The 19,677-nt window shown below is 32.1% G+C and carries 19 protein-coding genes, 2 tRNA genes and 1 rRNA gene; 10 read left to right on the top strand and 12 right to left on the bottom strand.

The genetic code is table 11. The annotated features are described in order from the left end of the window. The first annotated feature begins 18 nt into the window (after nt 1-18). The 3 genes from BSF41_RS22975 (at nt 19) to BSF41_RS22965 (ending at nt 3,173) form a co-directional block, all read left to right on the top strand. Nucleotides 19-594 (top strand): chalcone isomerase family protein, encoded by a 576-nt coding sequence (locus BSF41_RS22975; protein WP_095931808.1) that lies wholly within the window; start codon nt 19-21, stop codon nt 592-594. A gap of 142 nt (nt 595-736) precedes the next feature. Beyond that, entirely contained in the window at nt 737-1,963 is a 1,227-nt protein-coding gene (locus BSF41_RS22970; RefSeq protein ID WP_095931807.1) for a Glu/Leu/Phe/Val dehydrogenase dimerization domain-containing protein, read from the top strand. A 304-nt stretch (nt 1,964-2,267) separates the two neighbouring features. After that, a complete protein-coding gene (locus BSF41_RS22965; protein ID WP_095931806.1) occupies nt 2,268-3,173 on the top strand; it encodes an energy transducer TonB in 906 nt (301 codons plus the stop codon). A 261-nt stretch (nt 3,174-3,434) separates the two neighbouring features. Here BSF41_RS22965 and BSF41_RS22960 read toward each other — a convergent pair whose 3' ends face one another. Both BSF41_RS22960 and BSF41_RS22955 read right to left on the bottom strand, forming a co-directional pair. Continuing rightward, a complete protein-coding gene (locus BSF41_RS22960) occupies nt 3,435-3,830 on the bottom strand; it encodes a biopolymer transporter ExbD (RefSeq protein ID WP_008464192.1) in 396 nt (131 codons plus the stop codon). Nucleotides 3,831-3,833: 3 nt separating this feature from the next. Then, complete coding sequence (locus tag BSF41_RS22955; RefSeq protein ID WP_095931805.1) at nt 3,834-4,529, bottom strand: MotA/TolQ/ExbB proton channel family protein; 696 nt, start codon at nt 4,527-4,529, stop codon at nt 3,834-3,836. Nucleotides 4,530-4,659: 130 nt separating this feature from the next. On the opposite strand from BSF41_RS22955, the gene BSF41_RS22950 reads away from it, so the two are divergent. The 4 genes from BSF41_RS22950 to BSF41_RS22935 all read left to right on the top strand — a co-directional run bounded on the left by BSF41_RS22950 (nt 4,660) and on the right by BSF41_RS22935 (nt 6,880). After that, nucleotides 4,660-5,886, top strand: coding sequence for a folylpolyglutamate synthase/dihydrofolate synthase family protein (locus tag BSF41_RS22950; protein ID WP_095931818.1), 1,227 nt, complete (start codon nt 4,660-4,662; stop codon nt 5,884-5,886). 178 nt (nt 5,887-6,064) lie between these two features. Beyond that, nucleotides 6,065-6,142: transfer RNA gene (locus tag BSF41_RS22945), tRNA-Val, on the top strand. Nucleotides 6,143-6,295: 153 nt separating this feature from the next. Then, a tRNA-Val gene (locus tag BSF41_RS22940) sits at nt 6,296-6,370 on the top strand. Nucleotides 6,371-6,451: 81 nt separating this feature from the next. Further along, nucleotides 6,452-6,880 (top strand): NUDIX domain-containing protein, encoded by a 429-nt coding sequence (locus BSF41_RS22935; RefSeq protein ID WP_095931804.1) that lies wholly within the window; start codon nt 6,452-6,454, stop codon nt 6,878-6,880. Between the two features lie 164 nt (nt 6,881-7,044). Here BSF41_RS22935 and BSF41_RS22930 read toward each other — a convergent pair whose 3' ends face one another. Next, entirely contained in the window at nt 7,045-7,752 is a 708-nt protein-coding gene (locus BSF41_RS22930; RefSeq protein ID WP_095931803.1) for a DUF6090 family protein, read from the bottom strand. Between the two features lie 225 nt (nt 7,753-7,977). After that, entirely contained in the window at nt 7,978-8,334 is a 357-nt protein-coding gene (locus BSF41_RS22925) for a MerR family transcriptional regulator (protein ID WP_095931802.1), read from the bottom strand. Nucleotides 8,335-8,555: 221 nt separating this feature from the next. On the opposite strand from BSF41_RS22925, the gene BSF41_RS22920 reads away from it, so the two are divergent. Next, on the top strand, nt 8,556-9,572 hold the full coding sequence (locus BSF41_RS22920) for a serine hydrolase (protein WP_172426965.1): 1,017 nt from the start codon (nt 8,556-8,558) through the stop codon (nt 9,570-9,572). A 74-nt stretch (nt 9,573-9,646) separates the two neighbouring features. Here BSF41_RS22920 and BSF41_RS22915 read toward each other — a convergent pair whose 3' ends face one another. Further along, on the bottom strand, nt 9,647-10,705 hold the full coding sequence (locus BSF41_RS22915; protein ID WP_095931800.1) for a hypothetical protein: 1,059 nt from the start codon (nt 10,703-10,705) through the stop codon (nt 9,647-9,649). Nucleotides 10,706-10,975: 270 nt separating this feature from the next. Here BSF41_RS22915 and BSF41_RS22910 point away from each other — a divergent pair, with 270 nt between their 5' ends. Continuing rightward, complete coding sequence (locus BSF41_RS22910) at nt 10,976-11,539, top strand: nucleoside monophosphate kinase (RefSeq protein WP_095931799.1); 564 nt, start codon at nt 10,976-10,978, stop codon at nt 11,537-11,539. A gap of 91 nt (nt 11,540-11,630) precedes the next feature. Here the strand turns inward: BSF41_RS22910 and BSF41_RS22905 are convergent, their stop codons facing one another. From BSF41_RS22905 to BSF41_RS22895, 3 genes are all read right to left on the bottom strand, one after another. After that, on the bottom strand, nt 11,631-13,193 hold the full coding sequence (locus tag BSF41_RS22905) for a serine hydrolase (protein WP_095931798.1): 1,563 nt from the start codon (nt 13,191-13,193) through the stop codon (nt 11,631-11,633). Continuing rightward, the gene (locus tag BSF41_RS22900) at nt 13,177-14,565 is read right to left on the bottom strand and encodes a hypothetical protein (protein WP_253251881.1); all 1,389 of its coding nucleotides are present in this window, start codon (nt 14,563-14,565) and stop codon (nt 13,177-13,179) included. The genes BSF41_RS22905 and BSF41_RS22900 overlap by 17 nt, the downstream gene beginning before the upstream one ends. Before the next feature lie 133 nt (nt 14,566-14,698). Then, a complete protein-coding gene (locus BSF41_RS22895; RefSeq protein WP_095931797.1) occupies nt 14,699-15,799 on the bottom strand; it encodes an acyltransferase in 1,101 nt (366 codons plus the stop codon). Between the two features lie 344 nt (nt 15,800-16,143). Here BSF41_RS22895 and BSF41_RS22890 point away from each other — a divergent pair, with 344 nt between their 5' ends. Continuing rightward, nucleotides 16,144-17,034 (top strand): DMT family transporter, encoded by an 891-nt coding sequence (locus BSF41_RS22890; RefSeq protein WP_095931796.1) that lies wholly within the window; start codon nt 16,144-16,146, stop codon nt 17,032-17,034. 62 nt (nt 17,035-17,096) lie between these two features. On the opposite strand, the gene BSF41_RS22885 is transcribed toward BSF41_RS22890, so the two are convergent. From BSF41_RS22885 to rrf, 4 genes are all read right to left on the bottom strand, one after another. After that, complete coding sequence (locus BSF41_RS22885; RefSeq protein WP_095931795.1) at nt 17,097-17,690, bottom strand: YdeI family protein; 594 nt, start codon at nt 17,688-17,690, stop codon at nt 17,097-17,099. 42 nt (nt 17,691-17,732) lie between these two features. Next, the gene (gene lpxA, locus BSF41_RS22880; protein ID WP_095931794.1) at nt 17,733-18,506 is read right to left on the bottom strand and encodes an acyl-ACP--UDP-N-acetylglucosamine O-acyltransferase; all 774 of its coding nucleotides are present in this window, start codon (nt 18,504-18,506) and stop codon (nt 17,733-17,735) included. A 63-nt stretch (nt 18,507-18,569) separates the two neighbouring features. Next, nucleotides 18,570-19,133, bottom strand: a complete 564-nt coding sequence (locus tag BSF41_RS22875; RefSeq protein WP_095931793.1) for a Crp/Fnr family transcriptional regulator — start codon at nt 19,131-19,133, stop codon at nt 18,570-18,572. Between the two features lie 408 nt (nt 19,134-19,541). Next, nucleotides 19,542-19,651, bottom strand: a 5S ribosomal RNA gene (gene rrf, locus BSF41_RS22870). Between the last annotated feature and the right edge of the window lie 26 nt (nt 19,652-19,677).

The following is a 19,677-nucleotide window of genomic DNA, read 5'->3' as shown; positions in this document are numbered from 1 at the left end:
ATAAAAAATTGATAGAATATGAAAAAGATTTTACTTTTACTGATAGTCCTTTTAAGCTTACCATTTTCTACTGTTTCAGCACAAACTCAAATCGAAGTTAACGGTGTGACAGTTCCTAGAAAAATAGAATTTCAAGGCAAGTCATTACAGTTAAACGGAGCCGGCGGAAGATCAAAAATGTGGCTGGAAGTATATGTTCAGGCATTGTATTTATCTCAATTAGCTCAAGATCCGCAATTCATTATTGATAGTGATACTGAAATGGCTGTTAGAATCGAAATTACTTCTTCTATGGTTTCTTCAAACAAACTGACAAAAGCAATGAACACAGGTTTTGAAAAATCTGCTGGAGCAAATCTTGAACAACTACGTCCTAGAATTGAACAGCTAAAAAGTTTTCTAAGTGACGTAATTACAGAAAAAGATGTGTTTGTTCTAGCTTACAACCCGTTTGATCAAAATGTTTACGTTTCTAAAAATGAAGTTTTGAAAGGAAAAATTCCTGGATTTGATTTCAAAAAAGCATTATTCGGAATCTGGCTTTCTGACAAACCAGTTGACGAAACTTTGAAAAAACACTTATTAGGACAATAGTTCTTAATTTTCTAAATATTCAAAAAGCCGAAAACCTAATAGTTTTCGGCTTTTCTTTTTTGTTTGCTAAATTTGCTGCAAAATACATTATTCGCATTATTCTATTTTATACATTTACGCAAAATAAACATATCACAACAAAATGAAAGATTTATTACAACAATTTGAAAACAAAGCACCTGAAATTGTTTTCAATTGGAAAGATTCTGAAACAGAAGCCGAAGGGTGGACTGTAATTAATTCACTTCGTGGAGGAGCTGCGGGTGGAGGAACAAGAATGAGAAAAGGCTTAGACATGAACGAAGTTTTGTCATTGGCAAAAACTATGGAAGTTAAATTCTCAGTTTCTGGTCCTGCAATTGGAGGAGCTAAATCTGGAATTAACTTTGACCCAAACGATCCTCGCAAAAAAGGTGTTTTGCAACGTTGGTACAAAGCCGTTTCTCCGTTATTGAAAAGCTATTATGGAACTGGAGGAGATTTGAATGTTGATGAGATTCATGAAGTTATTCCAATGACAGAAGAATGTGGTGTTTGGCATCCACAGGAAGGTGTTTTCAACGGGCACTTTAAACCAACAGAAGCTGATAAAATCAATAGAATTGGTCAATTGCGTCAGGGTGTAATTAAGGTTATCGAAAACCCTAAATTCTCTCCAGACGTAACTAGAAAATATACAGTTGCCGATATGATTACGGGTTATGGCGTTGCCGAAGCGGTTCGTCATTTTTACGCAACTTATGGCGGAGACATAAAAGGTAAAAAAGCAATCGTACAAGGTTTTGGAAACGTAGGTTCTGCAGCTGCTTTTTATTTAGCCGAAATGGGCGCAAAAGTTATCGGAATCATCGATCGCGACGGTGGATTAATAAAAGAAGAAGGTTTCTCTTTTGAAGAAATTAGAACGTTGTTTTTAAATAAAGACGGAAATAAATTGGTTGCGGATAATATGATCCCGTTTGATGAAATCAATTCTAAAATCTGGACAATCGGCGCAGAGATTTTCACTCCATGTGCTGCATCTAGATTGGTAACTCAAGCGCAAATTGATAGTTTAATTGCAAATGGATTGGAAGTTATTTCTTGCGGTGCGAATGTTCCTTTTGCTGACAAGGAAATTTTCTTTGGTTCTATTATGGAAGAAGTTGACCGTAAGGTAAGTTTAATTCCAGACTTTATTTCAAACTGTGGAATGGCACGAGTTTTTGCTTATTTCATGGAGAAAAAAGTTCAAATGACAGATGAGGCTATTTTTAACGATACTTCAGACACAATTAAAAATGCGATTGTAAAAGCTCATGCTTTAAGTCAATCAAAAACAAATATCAGCGCAACTGCTTTTGAAATTGCATTGAAACAGTTAGTGTAAATTGATTTATATCTCAATCTAAACGAGCCGCATTATTATTGGCTCGTTTTTTTTAACCGCAAAGTTCGCAAAGGTTTACGCAAAGAACGTTAGGTTATTTCTCGCAAAGTCGCGAAGTCACAAAAAAACTAAAAAAAGAAAAACTTTGCGACTTCGCGACTTTGCGAGATTTAAAAACAAATCGCTTTGCGAACCTTGCGTAAACCTTTGCGAACTTTGCGGTTAAATTCTCTCTTTCATTCTAAACAATTTTTACTACTTTTAAACGTTTTTAAAATAATACATTTCAAAATTCAGAATCTAAATGAGTTCCTCAATTTCTTCAGATCAAAAGAAATCATTGCTATTCACAACAGCTATATATGCAGCGATAATTCTATTGTTGCTTTTTATACGTTTCTGGCCTCCTTATAATCCAGAAAACAATGTAGCTCTTGCTGATGGCGGCGGAGGTGGCGGTGGCGTAACTGTAAATTTCGGAGACAGCAATTTAGGCTCTGGTGCCAATTATAAAAGCGAAGTTCTGGATGTAAAAAACAATGTAAAACAAGCACCTCCAAAAGCAACTCCTGAAGAAGAAGCTATAATTAGTCAAGAAAATACAACTGCTGATAATGATGTTGTTATTCCGACCAAAGAGAAGCCGAAAAAACCTGTTCCTGTTGAAAAACCAATACAAAAACCTGTACCAGAAAAACCAAAAGTTTCTAACTCAACAAATGATGCTTTAGCCAGCATTATGAAAGGTTCTAATAAAGGTGGCGATGGAGACGATAAAGCAGCTGGAAATAAAGGAAAAGCGAACGGAAGTTTAAACTCTAACGGATATTACGGATCTGGTGGCTCTGGCGGAGGAACTGGAGGCGGTAACGGAACTGGAAATGGTATTGGCACAGGAAGCGGTTACGGAGCTGGAAGTGGCGGCGGTTCTGGTGGAGGATCTGGATATTCTTTAGGAAACAGAAAAGCCCTTTCTAAACCTGCACCAAAATATACTTGCAACGAAGAAGGAAAAGTCGTTGTTGAAGTAAGCGTTGACCAAAACGGTAAAACAATAAGTGCGACTGCAGGAATTAAAGGAACAACCAATACTGCAAAATGTTTATTAGATCAAGCAAGAATTGCAGCAATGAATACCAAATGGGAATCTGATAGTGATGCTCCTGCAAAACAGGTTGGGAAAATTATTTATAATTTTAGTTTGGATTAAAAACTTAAAACAACATAAAAAAGGCTTTCAGAAATTCTGAAAGCCTTTTTGTTTCCGTCCAGTTTGTCATTTCGACGAAGGAGAAATCTTCGTGAGAAGCTATACAAAGATTGGATTCTCGTTGCGGAGTTACTTGCGAAGATTTCTCCTTCGTTGAAATGACAAGATTATGTTGTTTTCTTTTTGTTCGAATAAAAAAATGGGCCAATCAGCGTAACGTTGATTGGCCCATTTTTTTATTGTCACGCCCTAATATTAAATCTATTTCGGACTTGTTGCAATTACAAACTTCAGATTGTTCTTTACTCCTATCTGTAAAACATCTACTAAGTCTTGAACTTGTAGGTTAAACGGAATTCGAACCACAACAGTTTGTTCTTTATCTGTTCCTATTTTTGACATTAAACTCGTTTCTAGATTTTCAAAATCTACTTCCTGTTTGTCAATGTAGAACTTTTTATCTTCGGTAACCGATAAACTAATTAATTGTTTATTGGTCTTTTCATTCGCTTTAGCTTTTGGCAATGTCATCTTAATCACATTCGGATTTGCCAGTGTTGAGATAATTAAGAAAAACAACAGCAGGAAAAACATGATATCGCTCAAAGATGAAGTTGCAACTTCGGCGTGAAATCTTCTTTTTCTTTTAATAGACATGACTTATGCTCTTTGAATTATATTGACAAATTCTAAAATCTGTTTCTGAATTTTTAAAGCAAAATTATCAATCTTTCCGTTCAACAAGTGGTAAGCGCTATACGCAATAATACCCACAATTAATCCAGAACCAGAACTGATCATTTTTTCGTATAAACCTCCAGAAATGTTTCCGATGCTAATGTTTTCTGTAACCGAAATGCTATAGAAAATTTTAATAACCCCAGAAATCGTTCCGATGAAACCTAACGTTGGTGCAATACCAGCAATAAGTCCAAGATGACCTAAATGTCTTTCCATTTCGCCAATTTCGATATCGGCAGCACGATCCATGTTGGCTTCAATTTCTGAAATTGGTCTTCCGATTACCAAAACACCTTCTTTTAAAATATTTCCGGCCGCAGTATTATTTCTTTCTACAATTGTTCTTGCTAATTCAATATTTCCAGAATGTAATTTCTCGCCAATATCTTGCATTAATCTGCTATCAATTTTAGATGCTCGGCTTATGTACATATAACGTTCAAAAATCAAGTAAATAGTGTAAAACAATAAAATCGCAATCGGAATTAGAAACACTCCCCCTTTCATGATGAAACCAAACATTGAAATTTCATTTTGCGGCGCTGCAATCTTCTCGATCACTACATTTGAAGCATTTGCGATTGTATCTGTTTGTAACTGAATAAAACTAAACATATATTAATTCTGGTTTTTAATAATTAATTCTAAAAAATATTTGAAATTTGCAATAAAGATAATTTTCGCTGTAATATTAAACTACAAAAATCGAAATTTATTTCAATCAACAACCATTTTATCTAAACAAATGAACTATCAAGAGACCACCAATTGGATGTTTAATCAACTTCCAATGTACCAATTGCAAGGTGCTTCGGCGTATAAAGAAGATTTAACGAATATCAAATTGTTGGCGGCTCATCTTGATAATCCGCAAAACGAGCTAAAATGTATTCACGTTGCGGGGACAAACGGAAAAGGTTCTACCTCACATATGCTTTCGTCTGTTTTACAAGAAGCAGGTTATAAAGTCGGATTATATACTTCTCCGCACTTGAAAGATTTTAGGGAAAGAATAAAAATAAACGGTAGAGAAATCTCAGAAGAATTCGTGATTGAATTTATCGCAAAACACAAAGATTTTTTTGAAGCAAATGATATGAGTTTCTTCGAAATGTCGGTCGGTTTGGCTTTTGATTATTTTGCTGCAGAAAAAGTAGATATTGCGATTATCGAAGTTGGTTTGGGCGGAAGATTGGATGCTACTAATATTATTACGCCTTTGGTTTCGGTAATTACCAATATTGGTTTAGATCATACTCAGTTTTTAGGAAATACATTGGAAGCCATTGCTGGAGAAAAAGCGGGAATTATAAAACCGAATATTCCTGTTGTTATTGGCGAATATACCGATGAAACTAAACCAGTATTTTTGGCTAAAGCCGAAGAAAACAACGCACCGATTTCTTTTGCTTCAGATTTAATTGATCAGATTTATTTATCGGACTTAATTGGAGATTATCAGTTTCATAATAAAAAAACGGTTCAGCAGACGATCTCGATTTTGAATAATGAAACCGATTTTAAAATTTCGATCGAACAGTTGAAAGAAGGTTTATTGCATGTTGTAAAAAATACGGGTTTGCAAGGAAGATGGCAGCAATTGGGAGAAAACCCAAAAATTATTTGCGACACGGCTCACAACAAACACGGGTTAACGGTTGTAATAAATCAGCTGAAGAATGAAAAATACGAGAAACTTCATATTGTTTTAGGAGTTGTAAATGATAAAGATTTGGATTCTATTTTGCCGCTTTTTCCAAAAGAAGCTATATATTATTTCTGCAATCCAGATTCGTCACGGGCTTTGCCAGCTGAAACCTTACAAAGCGAAGCAAAAAAACATGATTTGATTGGAGAAAAATACGATTCTGTTGCCATCGCTTTCGCGGAAGCGAAGAAAAATGCTTTAGAAAATGATTTTATTTACGTTGGCGGAAGTACTTTTGTTGTTGCCGAATTGCCTTTGAACTAAAATATACTTTTGATCTCGAAAAAACTTTAAAAAATTCATTTTAATAACAAATTCATAAACAAATAGATATGAGTTATTTTTAAAAAAGTTTTATTTTTTATTCTTTTTTCTTTGCAGGACTCGAAAACAAGCGTATATTTGCACTCGCAATCACAAACGATAGCAACCTAGTAAAATAGGGCGATTAGCTCAGCTGGTTCAGAGCACCTCGTTTACACCGAGGGGGTCGGGGGTTCGAACCCCTCATCGCCCACCAAGAAACTCCTTAAGAAATTAAGGAGTTTTGTTTTAAATAAGAGGACTGAAAAGAATATTTAAAAATTCATAAAAGTTAGAAATTGTTTGCAGAACTCAAAAACAAACGTATATTTGCACTCGCAATCACAAACGATAGCAACCTAGTAAAATAGGGCGATTAGCTCAGCTGGTTCAGAGCACCTCGTTTACACCGAGGGGGTCGGGGGTTCGAACCCCTCATCGCCCACCGAGAAACTCCTTAAGAAATTAAGGAGTTTTTTTTTACCCTTCTTTCATTTTTTTTCAAGAACATCAAAAATTTAAAATTATGAGCGAACTGATAGGCTTCAATGTTAGAGTTTATGCTTTTTGTATAAATGACAATAAAATTTTAGCACTGCATGAAAGATATGCTGGAACACAAATATGCAAATTACCAGGAGGAGGCCTTGAATTTGGAGAAGGAACAATTGAATGCCTTCATAGAGAATTTGAAGAAGAATTAAACTTAAAAATCGAAATATTAGATCATCTTTACACGCAGGAGGCCTTTATTGAATCTCGCATAAAAGACAACAAACAGATTCTTAATATTTATTATACAGCCAAAATTCTCAATCTTGAGGACTTAAAAGTTCAAATTCCAGGATTAGAAAAATTAGAATGGATAGATATTGATTCTAAAGAAAATCCCTTTGTTTTACAAGCGGACATAATTGCATTTGAGAAATTGAAGAAAAAGCAATCAATCGAATAATTAATTCTCAATTACTTATCATTCTTGATTTCTAATTTAACTAAACACAATCTTGTCTATATTTAACTCGCAATTGAAAAAACAATAAAAGAAAACATCCTTTTAAATCATAAAAAAAAACTCCATTATTTCTAATGGAGTTTTTTTTTATGTGATTTCGCTTTTTACTTACCTAACTCTTTATCAATTTCTTTAATAAGTTCAACTGCGAGTGGTTTTGTATTTTCTTTATAAACCCTTATGTTATTTTTACCCAGCTTAACAAGATACTCAAGTGTCTTTTTATATTTAGGATCTGAATATAATTCTTTTTCTGGCTTATCTGCATTTTCTATTTCTTTATCAAAACACTTAAACAAAAATTCAGTATACATTTTATCCACTTCATTAGCAGCTGGAACAAATATTTGATAATAGTTTAAGATTTTCTGTTTCAATTTTTCGTCTTCAATGTAGCCAAGTTTACCACTTGATTTAAAACTTTCATAATTACCTATAGTCAATGTTTGCCCATGTGAATGAATTGGGAAATTAACTTTACTTTTAGATCTATAAATACTGTCCAGTTGAGAAGTCGTTAATGCCAAAATTTTTTCATATTCTGCGTTTGTCTTTTGGTATGCGTGTATTTCTCTATCGATACTTTCTATATCATTCTTTAAATCGTTCTTTAAATTAGCCAGAAACACAGATACTTCTTCTTGTTGATGTCTATGCTCGCTCCAACTGTGCAACCATATCGAAAGCGTCACAGCAAAAACGATTATAAATATTTCTATAATGATCTCTTTTACTTTCTCACCTACTGTGTGTTCTGGTTTTTTCACTGCTTTGTAAATTTTGTTTGAATGCTTGGTTATTTCTTCTTGCATAATTTAGTTTTGTAATTTTAATTCTAGTTGTTATTTGTAGTTTATTTTAGTCTGCTATTTAATTCTACGAGTTCAAAAGCGAATATAATACTATTTGCAAAATCTCTTATTAATTTCTTAAATTCCACATAAAACTTTTCTTAAATAGTTAAAATAAGAACTACAAAAAAACTCCTCAATTTCTTAAGGAGTTTTTCTACGCTTTTAGACTTTAACAATCTACCATTATTGCTTTTGTATTTTCTCACATACTTTTTCAAGAAGATTCTTAGTCTGCTTAAAATATCTCATTTTATCATCAATCTCTTTTATTTTAGCTTGAAAAAGCTCGAGCGTTTCGGGTTTTGAGTCAGTCGTTTCGAACCAGCTAATCAATATTTTTTTTATTTCTGCTAAAGTAAATCCGACTTCTCTTGCTTCTATAATAATTTCTAAACGCTCAATAGTATTAGCATCGTAATGTTTATAGTTATTAGATGTCACCTTTTCATCCGCCAATCCTTTGATCATTCCTAAATTCTCGTAATATCTAATAGTATGAATCGACAATCCTGTCTTTTTTGATAGTTCGTTTACAAGCATAACATTTATTTTTTTCAATAAAAAACAACAAAGTATAGAGTATAGTCTATACTATTTGGTTACAAATATACTAATTGTTTTTAGTTTTAAAATTTTAAACCATAAAAAATGAGAGAAAAACAATTTTCGAAACAGAAAACACAACAGAATTAAAATGTTTTCATAAAAAAACTCCATTATTTCTAATGAAGTTTTTGTTTACTTTTATCAAAACTTCCAAAATGAGCAACGTCATTAAAAAAATCAGAATTGCAGCTTTTATTATCGCATTTACAATGTGTAACTATTTTTACGCTCAAACAAATAAACCGGAAACCGAACTAGATGTTTTATTTCAAAAAGCACTTCAATCAAAAACTTTTAACGGAAATGTTTTAGTTGCTAGTAAAGGGAAGATCATATACGAAAAGGCTTTCGGTCAAGCCGATGCGAGCAACACAATACCATTAAATAAAAATTACCGTTTTCATATTGGTTCAATTGCTAAAGAGTTTAACGCTGTTGGAATTATGATGTTAAAAGAGCAAGGGAAATTAAAACTTAACGACTCGATTTCTAAATTTCTTCCTGAACTTCCATCTTGGGCTAATAGGATTAAGATTATCCATTTGCTTCAGTACACCAGCGGACTTCCTCAAATAAAGTGGAATGAAGTCAATCAAGATTCAGACAATATGGCTTTTCTACAAAAGACCTTAAATTTAGAATTTGAACCGGGATCTCAATACGATTACAACAACAATAATGTGTTTTTACAAAGACGTATTATTGAAAAAATTACCAACATGACTTTTAATTCTTTTGTGATGAAGAAAATCTTAAAACCCATCGGAATTAAAAATGCAGTTGTAGATCCTGACGACAAAGAACCTCTTTTTGCAAAATCTTTTAATAAAGAAGGCAAACAAGATCTTCTAAAATATAACATTTCGGGTTGGACTGCTTTAAATCTAACTGATTTTTATAAATGGTCTGAAGCTATTAATTCTTTTAAAATTATTAATAAGCAATCTACACATGAACTTTTTGAACCTTTTTCTAAAGACAATCAAACAGGTCTTGGTAGTGGAACTATCGAAAACGGAAAAATAACGAGTCACATACACGATGGTGCCGCTTTTAATTATCAGGCTTTATTAATCAGTAATCCTAATTTGACGATTATTCTGATGACCAATAACAAACAAAATAATTTGGAGGAAATTAGTAATTCAATAGAATCCATACTTAATAAATAGCATTCCTTTCTCAATAATAAAAAAAGCTCCATTATTTCTAATGGAGCTTTTTTATTAAAATCATACTAAAGTCTTTATTTCAATTTCGTAAGCGCTTTAGAATTTCTCAGCAAGAATACATATTGAAAATAATCAGTCGCAGAAGCCTCTTTTAGAGGCACAATATTTTCTCCAAAAACTCTAGATTTAACTTTTATTAAATTTTGCGACTTCAAGTACGGTGATTTTTTCGCGTTAAGTTTAAAAAGTGTGATTGATTCTGGCTTGCTCAGTTCTTTTAGATCATTAATTCCTTTTACGAGCATTAATGGGCCGTCAGCATTTATCCAATCTACTTTTTCATTTTCAGGAGTTGGAAACTGAGGGGTTTTAGGAAGATACATTTCACTATCAACTGTATAGCTTACCAAACTTGTCACTTTTACTTCCGAATCTTTTAGTCCTGCGGCAAAAGTTGCTCTGCCCGATTCTGTTTTCTTTTGCAGTGTATGAAAAAATCCAAAAAGCCCATAGAATTTTTCATTTTCAAGATGCATTTTCTGAATTGCATTTTTAAAATTACTCACCATTGCTTCGTCTCTTGAACCTTTTGATTCGTCATCAAAGTTTTTATCAATTCCGATTACGGTAATTTTTAGAGAATCAGCCAAATTTTGATTGTAATCATGCACCGCGCTCCATTTATCAAATAATTCCTGACTTGACTGTTGCGGAATTCTTTTTTTAATTGATTCAACAACTTCTCTCAAAGCCACTTTATTTTTTTCTTTTTCTAAAAATAAAAAAGCATTCAATTTTTTAGCTGTCAAGCTATCCATTTCGGCAATATAATATTTGATTCCTAATTTTTTATTCAAGAAAAAAAGCATTTCCTGATCTATCTTTTGGTTATCCGCATAACCGTGAATTTCTCCTAATAAGAAAACCTGTGATTTATAAAACTCATCATCAAACAACTTTTCATCGATAGAAGCCCCAATCTGAACTTTATTTTTTGACAAATAACTTATATTATCATCATCTTTCGATTCTAAAAATAATTTATTGCTGATATACAAATAGGCAATAAAAAGTAAAATAATACTCAAAAGGCTAATAAACGTGATTTTGATAAATTTTAAAATTTTCTTCATGGTTATGGATTATGGTTGTTTTGATTTTGATGTAAAAATATTTTTATTCGGCAGAAGATTCAATTTTTATTGACCGAATTGTCGTTTCTAGAAGATGAATTGTTCTATTCTCCTACGATTTGTTTATCAATATCTCTGCTAGTGAAATTTTTAACTGATTTTATAAAGAAGATATTTTTTTCTTATAAGCACACTATTCCTTGTTAGGCTAGAATAAATCATTCGTACCTTTAAAGAATCAAAAAAAAATTAAAAACTTTAGAACTTAAAATGGAAATATTAATAATTACTGGCCCTCCTTATTCTGGAAAAGGTACGCAATGCGAAATTTTAAAAGACGAACTTAAATTTGAGCATATTTCAACCGGAGACAGATGCCGCTTGGAAAAACAAAATGAAACGGAAATTGGAAAAATAATGTCTCAATATGAAGAAAAAGGAGATTTGGTTCCTGATTCTATAATGAAAGATCTTTTCAGTAAAATATTGGATGAAAACATAAATGCAAACGGAATTATCTTAGACGGCTACCCGAGAACCGAACCACAAGTAAATGATTTATTAGAACTTGTTAAATCTAAAAATCTGGAAATTGGAAAAGTAATTAATATTGATGTTCCAAAGGAAGAACTTTTAAAAAGAGCACAAAAAAGAGCCGAAACTTCTAACAGAAAAGACGATAAAGATGCCAACATTCATATTAAAAGAATCGAAGTTTTTGAAAGCTCAACCAGACCAGCAATCGAATATATGAAGTCAAAAATTAAAGTCTTGACTTTTGACGGGATGGGTAAAATTGAAGAGATAACAAAACGAATTAAAGATAATTTGTAAAACAATGCAATAGCTTATTAAATTACAACCTTATTAAATCCAATAAAAAAACTCCATTATTTCTAATGGAGTTTTTTTATTACACTAATTGTTATTTTACTCTTACTAAATCTAAGTCCTGAAAATCAAAACTAAAATCAATGTTTGGAGAGATGCCTTTCATTTTAATAGATTGAGCTTTGCCATTTTCATCCAGAGAAAACATTGCCATTGCATCACAATTCATCGCTTGATATTCCCATTTTATGGCAAATGTATTAGCATTATAAAAAGCCATTGGACCATTTAATTTAGGTGAACGGTATGATTTAAACCATAATTGTTTATTTTTTTCAAATACTTCAATTTCGCCAAACCACTTATCAGCATAAACACCTATAAAATCTTCATTTTTTATTTTTACATTTTTTGCCAGCTTTACTTTTTCCCATACTTTTTTGGCTACATCATCACCCGAATTTCTGTCTTCACTCATCCATTCTACCAATTTATCGGTCCATCCAAAATCATCTAAACCTAAATAACTATCAGAAATGGTATTGCTAACTGCTGTAAAAAGTCCACCTCCTCCATTTTCAGTATTGGTTAAAATTACAATCCCCAAATTTAAATCTGGATACATGGTTACAATAGAGAGCATTCCAGGCAAACCTCCAGTATGCGATACTTTTAAATATCCTTTTTCGTCTGATAATTGCCAACCTAAACCATAACCATTAAAATGAGAATTGTACCTAGGATTTTGATCTGTTTCCTGAACAGTATGTATTCTCCACATTTCATTGTGGTTCTTTAAGGAAAAAAGCGTCGTTTTCAAATCTGGTCCGTACTGACCTTTATTCAAACGGACTATCATCCATTTCGCCATATCTTGAGCATTAGAAAACATACCACCCGCAGCGGCATTAATTTGATCATTAAACCCTTCAATTTTCTTTATCGTTCCAGATTCAGACGAATGTGAAACTGCAAAATTAGATGTATCTTTTATTAAACTACTTCCAACAAAAGTATTGTTCATTTGCAAAGGAGCAATGATTCTTTTTTGTACAAATTCCTCATAACTCATACCGCTTACTCTTGCAATTATTTCGCCGGCTACGACATAAAGCAAATTATCATAATCCCATTTAGTTCGAAAAGCTGAAACAGGCTTAAAATGCTGAAAACTTGTCAAGACATCTTTAATGGTAAAATTAGTACCGTCAGGAAAAAACATCAAGTCACCTGCTCCCAATCCTAATCCGCTACGATGAGTCAGCAAATCCTGTATATTAAAATTCTCCGTCACATAATCATTATACATTTTAAATTCAGGAGCATAATCTTTTACCTTATCGGTCCATTTTAATTTTCCTTCATCCTCCAAAATAGAAAGTGCTGCCGTTGTAAATGCTTTGCTATTTGAGGCAATTTGAAAATTAGTATTTTCATTTACAGCTTTCTTTGTTTCTATCGAACCAACTCCGTAGCCTTTTAAATGAATTATTTTTCCATCTTTAACAACTGCAATTGATGCTCCTGCTACTTTAAATTTCACCAAGGCAGATTCCATCAATACATCAATATTTTGTGATGTTATTTGACTAAAGGCGGTTGCTGACGAAAAACAGATACAAATAACTAATACTAAATAACTATTTACTTTTTTCATTTATAGATTTAATTAATGTTTCCAATTCCGTTTTTTTCTGGTTCACAATTATCAATTGACTTTTATCATCTAAAAGAATTTTCTCTACAAATTCTTTATCAGGATTTGCTTTCCAGTTCTCCAATTCTTTAAACTTATTCTTTAGGAGTTTAATTTTTTCCTTACTGTCTTTTGAAATAATCACCATTTTAGTCAGCGGTGTATGCTTCATTTTTTCAATACTGCTCTCCGTAATTTGATCTTCATATTCTGTTCTGGAACGATAACGGAACATTTTATTTATGACCTTAAAATCCTTTTCATTTTCTGTAATCACATAACGATATGTCATGATATTATTCAATTCATTTATCCAATCTGGAAAATTGGTTTCGTAAAGCTGAATATAACTATCTATAAAATTCTTATCAATTGGTTTCTTTTGATCGATATATTCTTTAGCTAACGGATAAATTTGCTTTGCCATCAAATTGATGTATTTATTACTATACCAATCTCCCGAATCTATTTTGCCCTCTAATTCTGCATAAACATAACCATTACCCAATACTGTCGCCAGAACTTCATTCAATAATTGATAAGCGTAATTACTGCATTTTGATTTATTCGTTTTGAAATAAGTGTCGATTTCTTTTTTTACTTCAAGGGATTGTTCGTCGTAAATGATATGATACGTTTCATGCATCATTACACTAAATAAATCTTTATGTGATTTTAAGTCGGTTTGAATAGCGCTAACGAAATTATTGCAAAATGCAGAGGCAGTAAATCCTTTTGAATTTGGTAAAGGATAAAAAGCCGCTTCAAAAGGGATTGAATTATCCCAACTGGAATTATAAAATACTAATCCCGTCTTAAAATAATTTTCAATCTTGTGATCGCTAGAATATTTTTGAATTTCATCTAACTGTTTTTCGAACTGTTCTTTGTTCGGATTATAGATCAATTCATTATAAATAGGAGTAAATTCTGAAATACATTCTCCTAAATCGCTCAGCGTTTTATTGGGAATCATTCCTGCAGAACGAATTTTGAAATCATTTAAATTGGTCGTTTCAATCAAATTCTTTTTCAAAATATCCTGCGTTTGCATTGTTTTCTTTGATCCGTACGGAAAATCTTCAAATCGAAAACTATAAGAAATAGACAATTGCTCAAATTTTGAGATTAAATTTTTATACTTCTCAATATTGTATTTTGATTTTTGAAACTCTGTTTTAAAAACATTGTCTGGATAATACTCAGATAAATTTTCTAAAAAAACAAACACCGCTAGCTGTTCTGAATATTTGATTTTGAAAGAGGCATTTTGTCCAAATGTCTGCAAGGTTAAAAAAAGAAACAGGTACTTTATTCCAATATTAATTTTCAAGTTTATTCATTTTAAGTTACTAAAACATTTGTAGGATTATAAAGCTAATATACTATGTTTTTCCAAAGGATATTAGTTTTAATATTTTAATACAAAAAATAAATACCTAGGAGCTTATACCGAAAGCTCTTATTTAAGACTTTGTCACTATATTTTTCTTTCTTTTATTATTCAAATAATTTCTAACAGGGATATCATACATTACCATTACTAGATAAGCAAACCCAACCAACAAAATCACTGAAGTTATTACAATTAAAGTCAGTTGCGTTGTATCTGGTTTGTAGTTGGTAAAATAATTTCCAAACATCCATAAAACCGCATAATGCGTCATGTATAACGGATAAGATATTTTTCCAGAAAAGATGCAGGCTTTTTTCAATCCTGGTTTTAATACGGCCCCTGCTCCTAAGGAAATTAGTAACGGAAAATAAAGCAGTACAACCAATGGTTCAGAAATCCAATTATATTCTGAAAATGGCATAATGAAAGCCAAAAGCAATAAAATAGTTAAACCACCAAAACCAAGTTTGTTTTTAATAATCCAATTTGATCGGTAAATAAGTAATCCAGCCAAAAAAGAATACGAAATTCTAGCACATCCATCCCAAAAAGTCGGGCCACTCCAGCCTCCTAATAAATTGCCTGAATTATATCCGACATAACAAATAGCAATTGCAGATAATATAGTTAACAGCAATAAAAAGCTTCTGCCAATTCTATACAGCACAAATGCATAAACAATGTTAGCCATATATTCCCAAAACAGTGACCAAGCTGGCGCATTGAAACTAAATAAATTGAAACCACGATCAGCAATAACGGGAAACGGAATAAGAAACAGAGAACAGATGAATGTCAAAATAATTTTTCCTGTGCTGTATAATTCCAAATGTCCGCCAAACGGATCGAACAAGAAAGCCAACAATCCTAATATGGATCCAGCTATAACTAAAGGATGCAATCTTATTATTCTTGAGATAAAAAAGTTACGAAGTCCCATTTTTGCGATACGATCATCGTAAGCATATCCTATTACAAATCCCGAAAGGCAAAAGAAAAAATCGACAGCCAAAAATCCGTGCCCTATAAAATTCTGACTTGGATCGGTAAAAATCCATTCCATAAAATGAAAAACAACAACAGCAAAAGCTGCGACGCCCCTTAATCCGTCTAAAATTTCAAAATGTTGTTTAGTTTCAAGAACTGCTGTAGTTGACTGGCCTATACTCATTAGATTGTAATAAACTTATAATTTAGGTGATTTGATATCGTTGCAAGTTCTACAAATAAATATTCAAATCAAAATCAGATTTATTCAATTCAGCTGTTAAATTGTTTAAAGTTTCACATTTAAATAACTTTTTACACTTTTTAAAAGAATGCTTTTTTATTAATTTTACCGAAAATCAAATTTTATCATGAGTTTTAAAGGTTGTCTTCCTCCTCCATAAATTAATAATGCTTCTTTAGTATTGACACTTGACTGAATCTTCAGTCTGATTAGTTGTGTCTTTACATCAATCACATTATTAATATTCAAAAAATATCCTCCAAAAAAAGGATAGACAACTTCTTATGAAAAAATCCTATTTGATACTGCATTCTGCAGTTTTACTTGCTGGTTTTACTGGCGTTTTCGGAAAACTTATTTCTCTTAACGAAATTACTTTAGTTTGGTATAGAGTATTATTTGCTTCTATTATTCTCTTTTTCATTTTAAAAATTTACAATCTTAAAATGCTAAACTCATTTTCTGAAGCAGTAAAAATTTCTAAAGCTGGAATCTTGATTACCATTCATTGGATTTTCTTTTATGCCAGCATTAAATATTCTAATATATCAATTGGCGTTGTTTGCTATTGTCTTACCAGTTTTTTTACAGCTTTCTTTGAACCTATTCTCAATAAAAAAAGATTCAATCTAACTCAGGTTTTATTAAGCATGTTAACCTTATTAGGAATAAGCTTGATTTTTCATTTTGATTCTTCTTATCAGCTTGGAATTTTACTCGGAGTAATTTCATCAGCATTTGCTGCCTTGTACACTATTTACAACGAAAGACTTGTACAATTTTATGACAGCAAGCTCATTAATTTTTATCAGATGCTTGGGGGAACTTTAGTTTTAGGGCTTGCTCTTCCGTTTTATTTTTACAATTTTCCAGACCAGGTTTTTATTCCGAACTTAAAAGACATTTTCTATTTACTAATTTTAGCTTCATGCTGTACCGTTGCGCTTTATGTAATGTTTGCAGAATCCCTTAAAAAAATCCCTGCGTTTACCATAAATCTAACATTCAACTTAGAGCCAATTTATTCGATAATATTAGCCTTTTTGTTTTTTAATGAAGGCCAGTCGGTCAATTTCTCTTTTTACATAGGAATAAGTTTGGTTATGACTTCCGTTCTTTTCCAATCTTTAATTTCTATTCGAAAGAAAAACACCATCACAGAGCAAATCTCTTAGAATTATAAAAACAAAAAACTCCTTTTACACAAAGGAGTTTTTCTTTTTATTTATTTATTTTTTCAATCATTTAATCCTTTTCCGTCTACAATTCGCGGAATATTTTTTTCTACTCTAGCCTCTCTAGTTTTAGATTGCTTAGGTTGAGAAAAATGGAGTAAATAGGCTCGCTGCCTTCCAGGAGTTAAAGCATAAAAAGCTTTTTTTAAATCAGCATCAGAATTAAATTTATTTTGAAGTTCTTCTGCAATTTCAAAATCAGAAACTTTTTTCATTTCTACTTTTTGTCCCGATTTCTCAATTTCGGCCGCTTCAAAAATATACTTTTTTAGAATTTCTTTTTTAGCTAAAATATCTTGAACATTCGTAAATCGAACTTGACGAGCCGCCTGTACATTATCTGATTGCTGGATCAAGATATTCTCAGGATCTTTCATTAAAGCACCTTTGAAAAACAGAAAAGCACAATATTCCTTAAAATAATGAATTAATACAATATTTGCTTTTTCAAAAGTATAACAAGGAGATCCCCATTTCAATTCTTCAGACAAATGACAGTCTAAAACAATTTCTCTCATTTGTTCGATTTCGGCTTTCCATTTTTCAGCTTTTTCGAAATAAAAATCAACTTTAGAGTTTGTACTATGTTTGGTCATAACGAGTTAATTTATAAATATAAATTTAGCATTTTTATATATTTAAATTTCAAAACCCTTAATAATTCCTCTTTTAGATTGACGAACGAAGTTTAGAATTGTATCTCGTTCAACTGTTTGCTCAAATTCTTCATTAATTATTTCCAGAGCAAATTTTGTATTTCTCTTCTCTTGAAATATAATTCTATAAATTGATCGAAGCTCGTCAATTTTTCGAGAATTAAATCCTCTTCTTTTTAATCCAACAGAATTTACCCCCGCAAACCTCAATGGTTCATGTGCAGCAACCACATAAGGAGGAACATCTTTAACTACTCGGCTTAAACCACTAATCATAGCATGTTCGCCAATGACCGAAAATTGATGTATAGCAGTTAATCCACTTATATTTACCCAATCCTGAACAATTACTTCACCAGCCACTCCGACACTAAATCCAATAATAGAATGATTACCTATTACACAATCGTGACCAATATGCGCATTAGACATAATCAGATTGGAATTACCAATACAGGTTTTACCTTTTGAGATTGTTCCCCTATTAATAGTCACAAACTCCCTAATTATATTATTATCTCCAATTTCAAGAAGAGTATATTCTCCCTTAAATTTCAAATCCTGAGGTACGCCGCCCAAGACAGCATTAGAATGGATTTGACAATTTTCTCCTATTCTTGATCCGCTTAAAATCGTTACATTGTTACCTATCTGCGTATTATTTCCAATTACGACATCTTTCTCAATAGTCACACCATTTCCTATGAAAATGTTATTACCTAGAATAGCATTTTTATCAATAAAAGTTTCTTTCAATTTTTGAATCTTTAGTTAACTACAAAAGTTGAAAAACCCTAAATATTTTTTATTGATGTAATATCAAATAATTGATGCACGAATTCTGCTCAAAGTTTCCTGACTTACACCAATTAATGAAGCAATGTGCTTCAATTTGGCTTTTTTAATAATTTGCGGAAATGACTCTAAAAGAAACAAATATTTTTTCTCTGCAGTCATTAAACGGAATAAATGATTAAACTCATTTATATTTGAAAGGTAGTATCGAAGTTGCTTAATATGAAATTTTATAAATATGGGATATTCCAATAAAGCCTGTTCATCCGAATAAGATAATGAATATACTAATGTTTCTTCACAGGTTTGAAAATTTTCAAATGAAGGTTTCTGTTCAAAAAAACTACTCATTGAAGTTACAAATTGATTATCGGTATAAATCCACTTCGTAACTTCTATCCCGTCTTCAATACAAAATCTTCTAATCGCGCCTGATTTAATGAAATAAATTTTATTGCAAACTTTACCCTCTTCAACAATAAACTCTCCTTTTTTGAAAGTTTCTTCGACAAAACTTTCTTTAATAGCAAGCTCTGTCTCCGAATCTAATTTCTCAAAACTATTTATAATTTCAATTAGCTTTTCCATCCATTTTTATTTCATAATAACCAAATTTAAAGCGAATTTAAGAGAAAAGCTAAACCTAATAACAAATCGTTGTTTTTAATAGACTATAAGAACTTTAAAGATCTAACAATAATAATTTGATGTAGCGCCTATACGAATAAATATTAACCGAATTAAAACACAAAGAATAACTTCAGCAAGAAACAATGATATTTTTATGGCGTTTCCCTCTGGGCCGTGCTGTCCGCTGTATCTTTTGCGGATGGATGTTTATGGGAAAAAGAAGCCCTTCGTGCCCCGCAAAAGGATGCCGCTCCCATCACTAACGCGGCCATCTATTGATAAGCAGCCATTATCAGCCATCAGGCAGTTTTCCCAAAACATATAAAAAACAGAAAACCCCATCCGATTTGGATAGGGTTTTCAAAAGAAAGGCGGCGACATACTCTCCCACAAAACTGCAGTACCATCTGCGCAGGCGGGCTTAACTTCTCTGTTCGGGATGGGAAGAGGTGAGCCCCGCCGCAATAACCACCTTAAGGCTATTCGCTGCAAGCAGCTTTTA

This window comes from Flavobacterium sp. ACN2 (assembly GCF_002303885.1).
Classification (GTDB): domain Bacteria; phylum Bacteroidota; class Bacteroidia; order Flavobacteriales; family Flavobacteriaceae; genus Flavobacterium.
The sequence above is the reverse complement of the archived record's forward strand: the minus strand, read 5'-3'. Positions and strand labels throughout refer to the sequence as shown.

Bases quoted from the DNA above. Each gene is read 5' to 3' on its own strand.
- BSF41_RS22975 (WP_095931808.1), top strand. From the start codon at position 19: ATGAAAAAGATTTTACTTTTACTGATAGTCCTTTTAAGCTTACCATTT.
- BSF41_RS22970 (WP_095931807.1), top strand. From the start codon at position 737: ATGAAAGATTTATTACAACAATTTGAAAACAAAGCACCTGAAATTGTT.
- BSF41_RS22965 (WP_095931806.1), top strand. From the start codon at position 2,268: ATGAGTTCCTCAATTTCTTCAGATCAAAAGAAATCATTGCTATTCACA.
- BSF41_RS22960 (WP_008464192.1), bottom strand. From the start codon at position 3,830: ATGTCTATTAAAAGAAAAAGAAGATTTCACGCCGAAGTTGCAACTTCA.
- BSF41_RS22955 (WP_095931805.1), bottom strand. From the start codon at position 4,529: ATGTTTAGTTTTATTCAGTTACAAACAGATACAATCGCAAATGCTTCA.
- BSF41_RS22950 (WP_095931818.1), top strand. From the start codon at position 4,660: ATGAACTATCAAGAGACCACCAATTGGATGTTTAATCAACTTCCAATG.
- BSF41_RS22935 (WP_095931804.1), top strand. From the start codon at position 6,452: ATGAGCGAACTGATAGGCTTCAATGTTAGAGTTTATGCTTTTTGTATA.
- BSF41_RS22930 (WP_095931803.1), bottom strand. From the start codon at position 7,752: ATGCAAGAAGAAATAACCAAGCATTCAAACAAAATTTACAAAGCAGTG.
- BSF41_RS22925 (WP_095931802.1), bottom strand. From the start codon at position 8,334: ATGCTTGTAAACGAACTATCAAAAAAGACAGGATTGTCGATTCATACT.
- BSF41_RS22920 (WP_172426965.1), top strand. From the start codon at position 8,556: ATGAGCAACGTCATTAAAAAAATCAGAATTGCAGCTTTTATTATCGCA.
- BSF41_RS22915 (WP_095931800.1), bottom strand. From the start codon at position 10,705: ATGAAGAAAATTTTAAAATTTATCAAAATCACGTTTATTAGCCTTTTG.
- BSF41_RS22910 (WP_095931799.1), top strand. From the start codon at position 10,976: ATGGAAATATTAATAATTACTGGCCCTCCTTATTCTGGAAAAGGTACG.
- BSF41_RS22905 (WP_095931798.1), bottom strand. From the start codon at position 13,193: ATGAAAAAAGTAAATAGTTATTTAGTATTAGTTATTTGTATCTGTTTT.
- BSF41_RS22895 (WP_095931797.1), bottom strand. From the start codon at position 15,799: ATGAGTATAGGCCAGTCAACTACAGCAGTTCTTGAAACTAAACAACAT.
- BSF41_RS22890 (WP_095931796.1), top strand. From the start codon at position 16,144: ATGAAAAAATCCTATTTGATACTGCATTCTGCAGTTTTACTTGCTGGT.
- BSF41_RS22885 (WP_095931795.1), bottom strand. From the start codon at position 17,690: ATGACCAAACATAGTACAAACTCTAAAGTTGATTTTTATTTCGAAAAA.
- BSF41_RS22875 (WP_095931793.1), bottom strand. From the start codon at position 19,133: ATGGAAAAGCTAATTGAAATTATAAATAGTTTTGAGAAATTAGATTCG.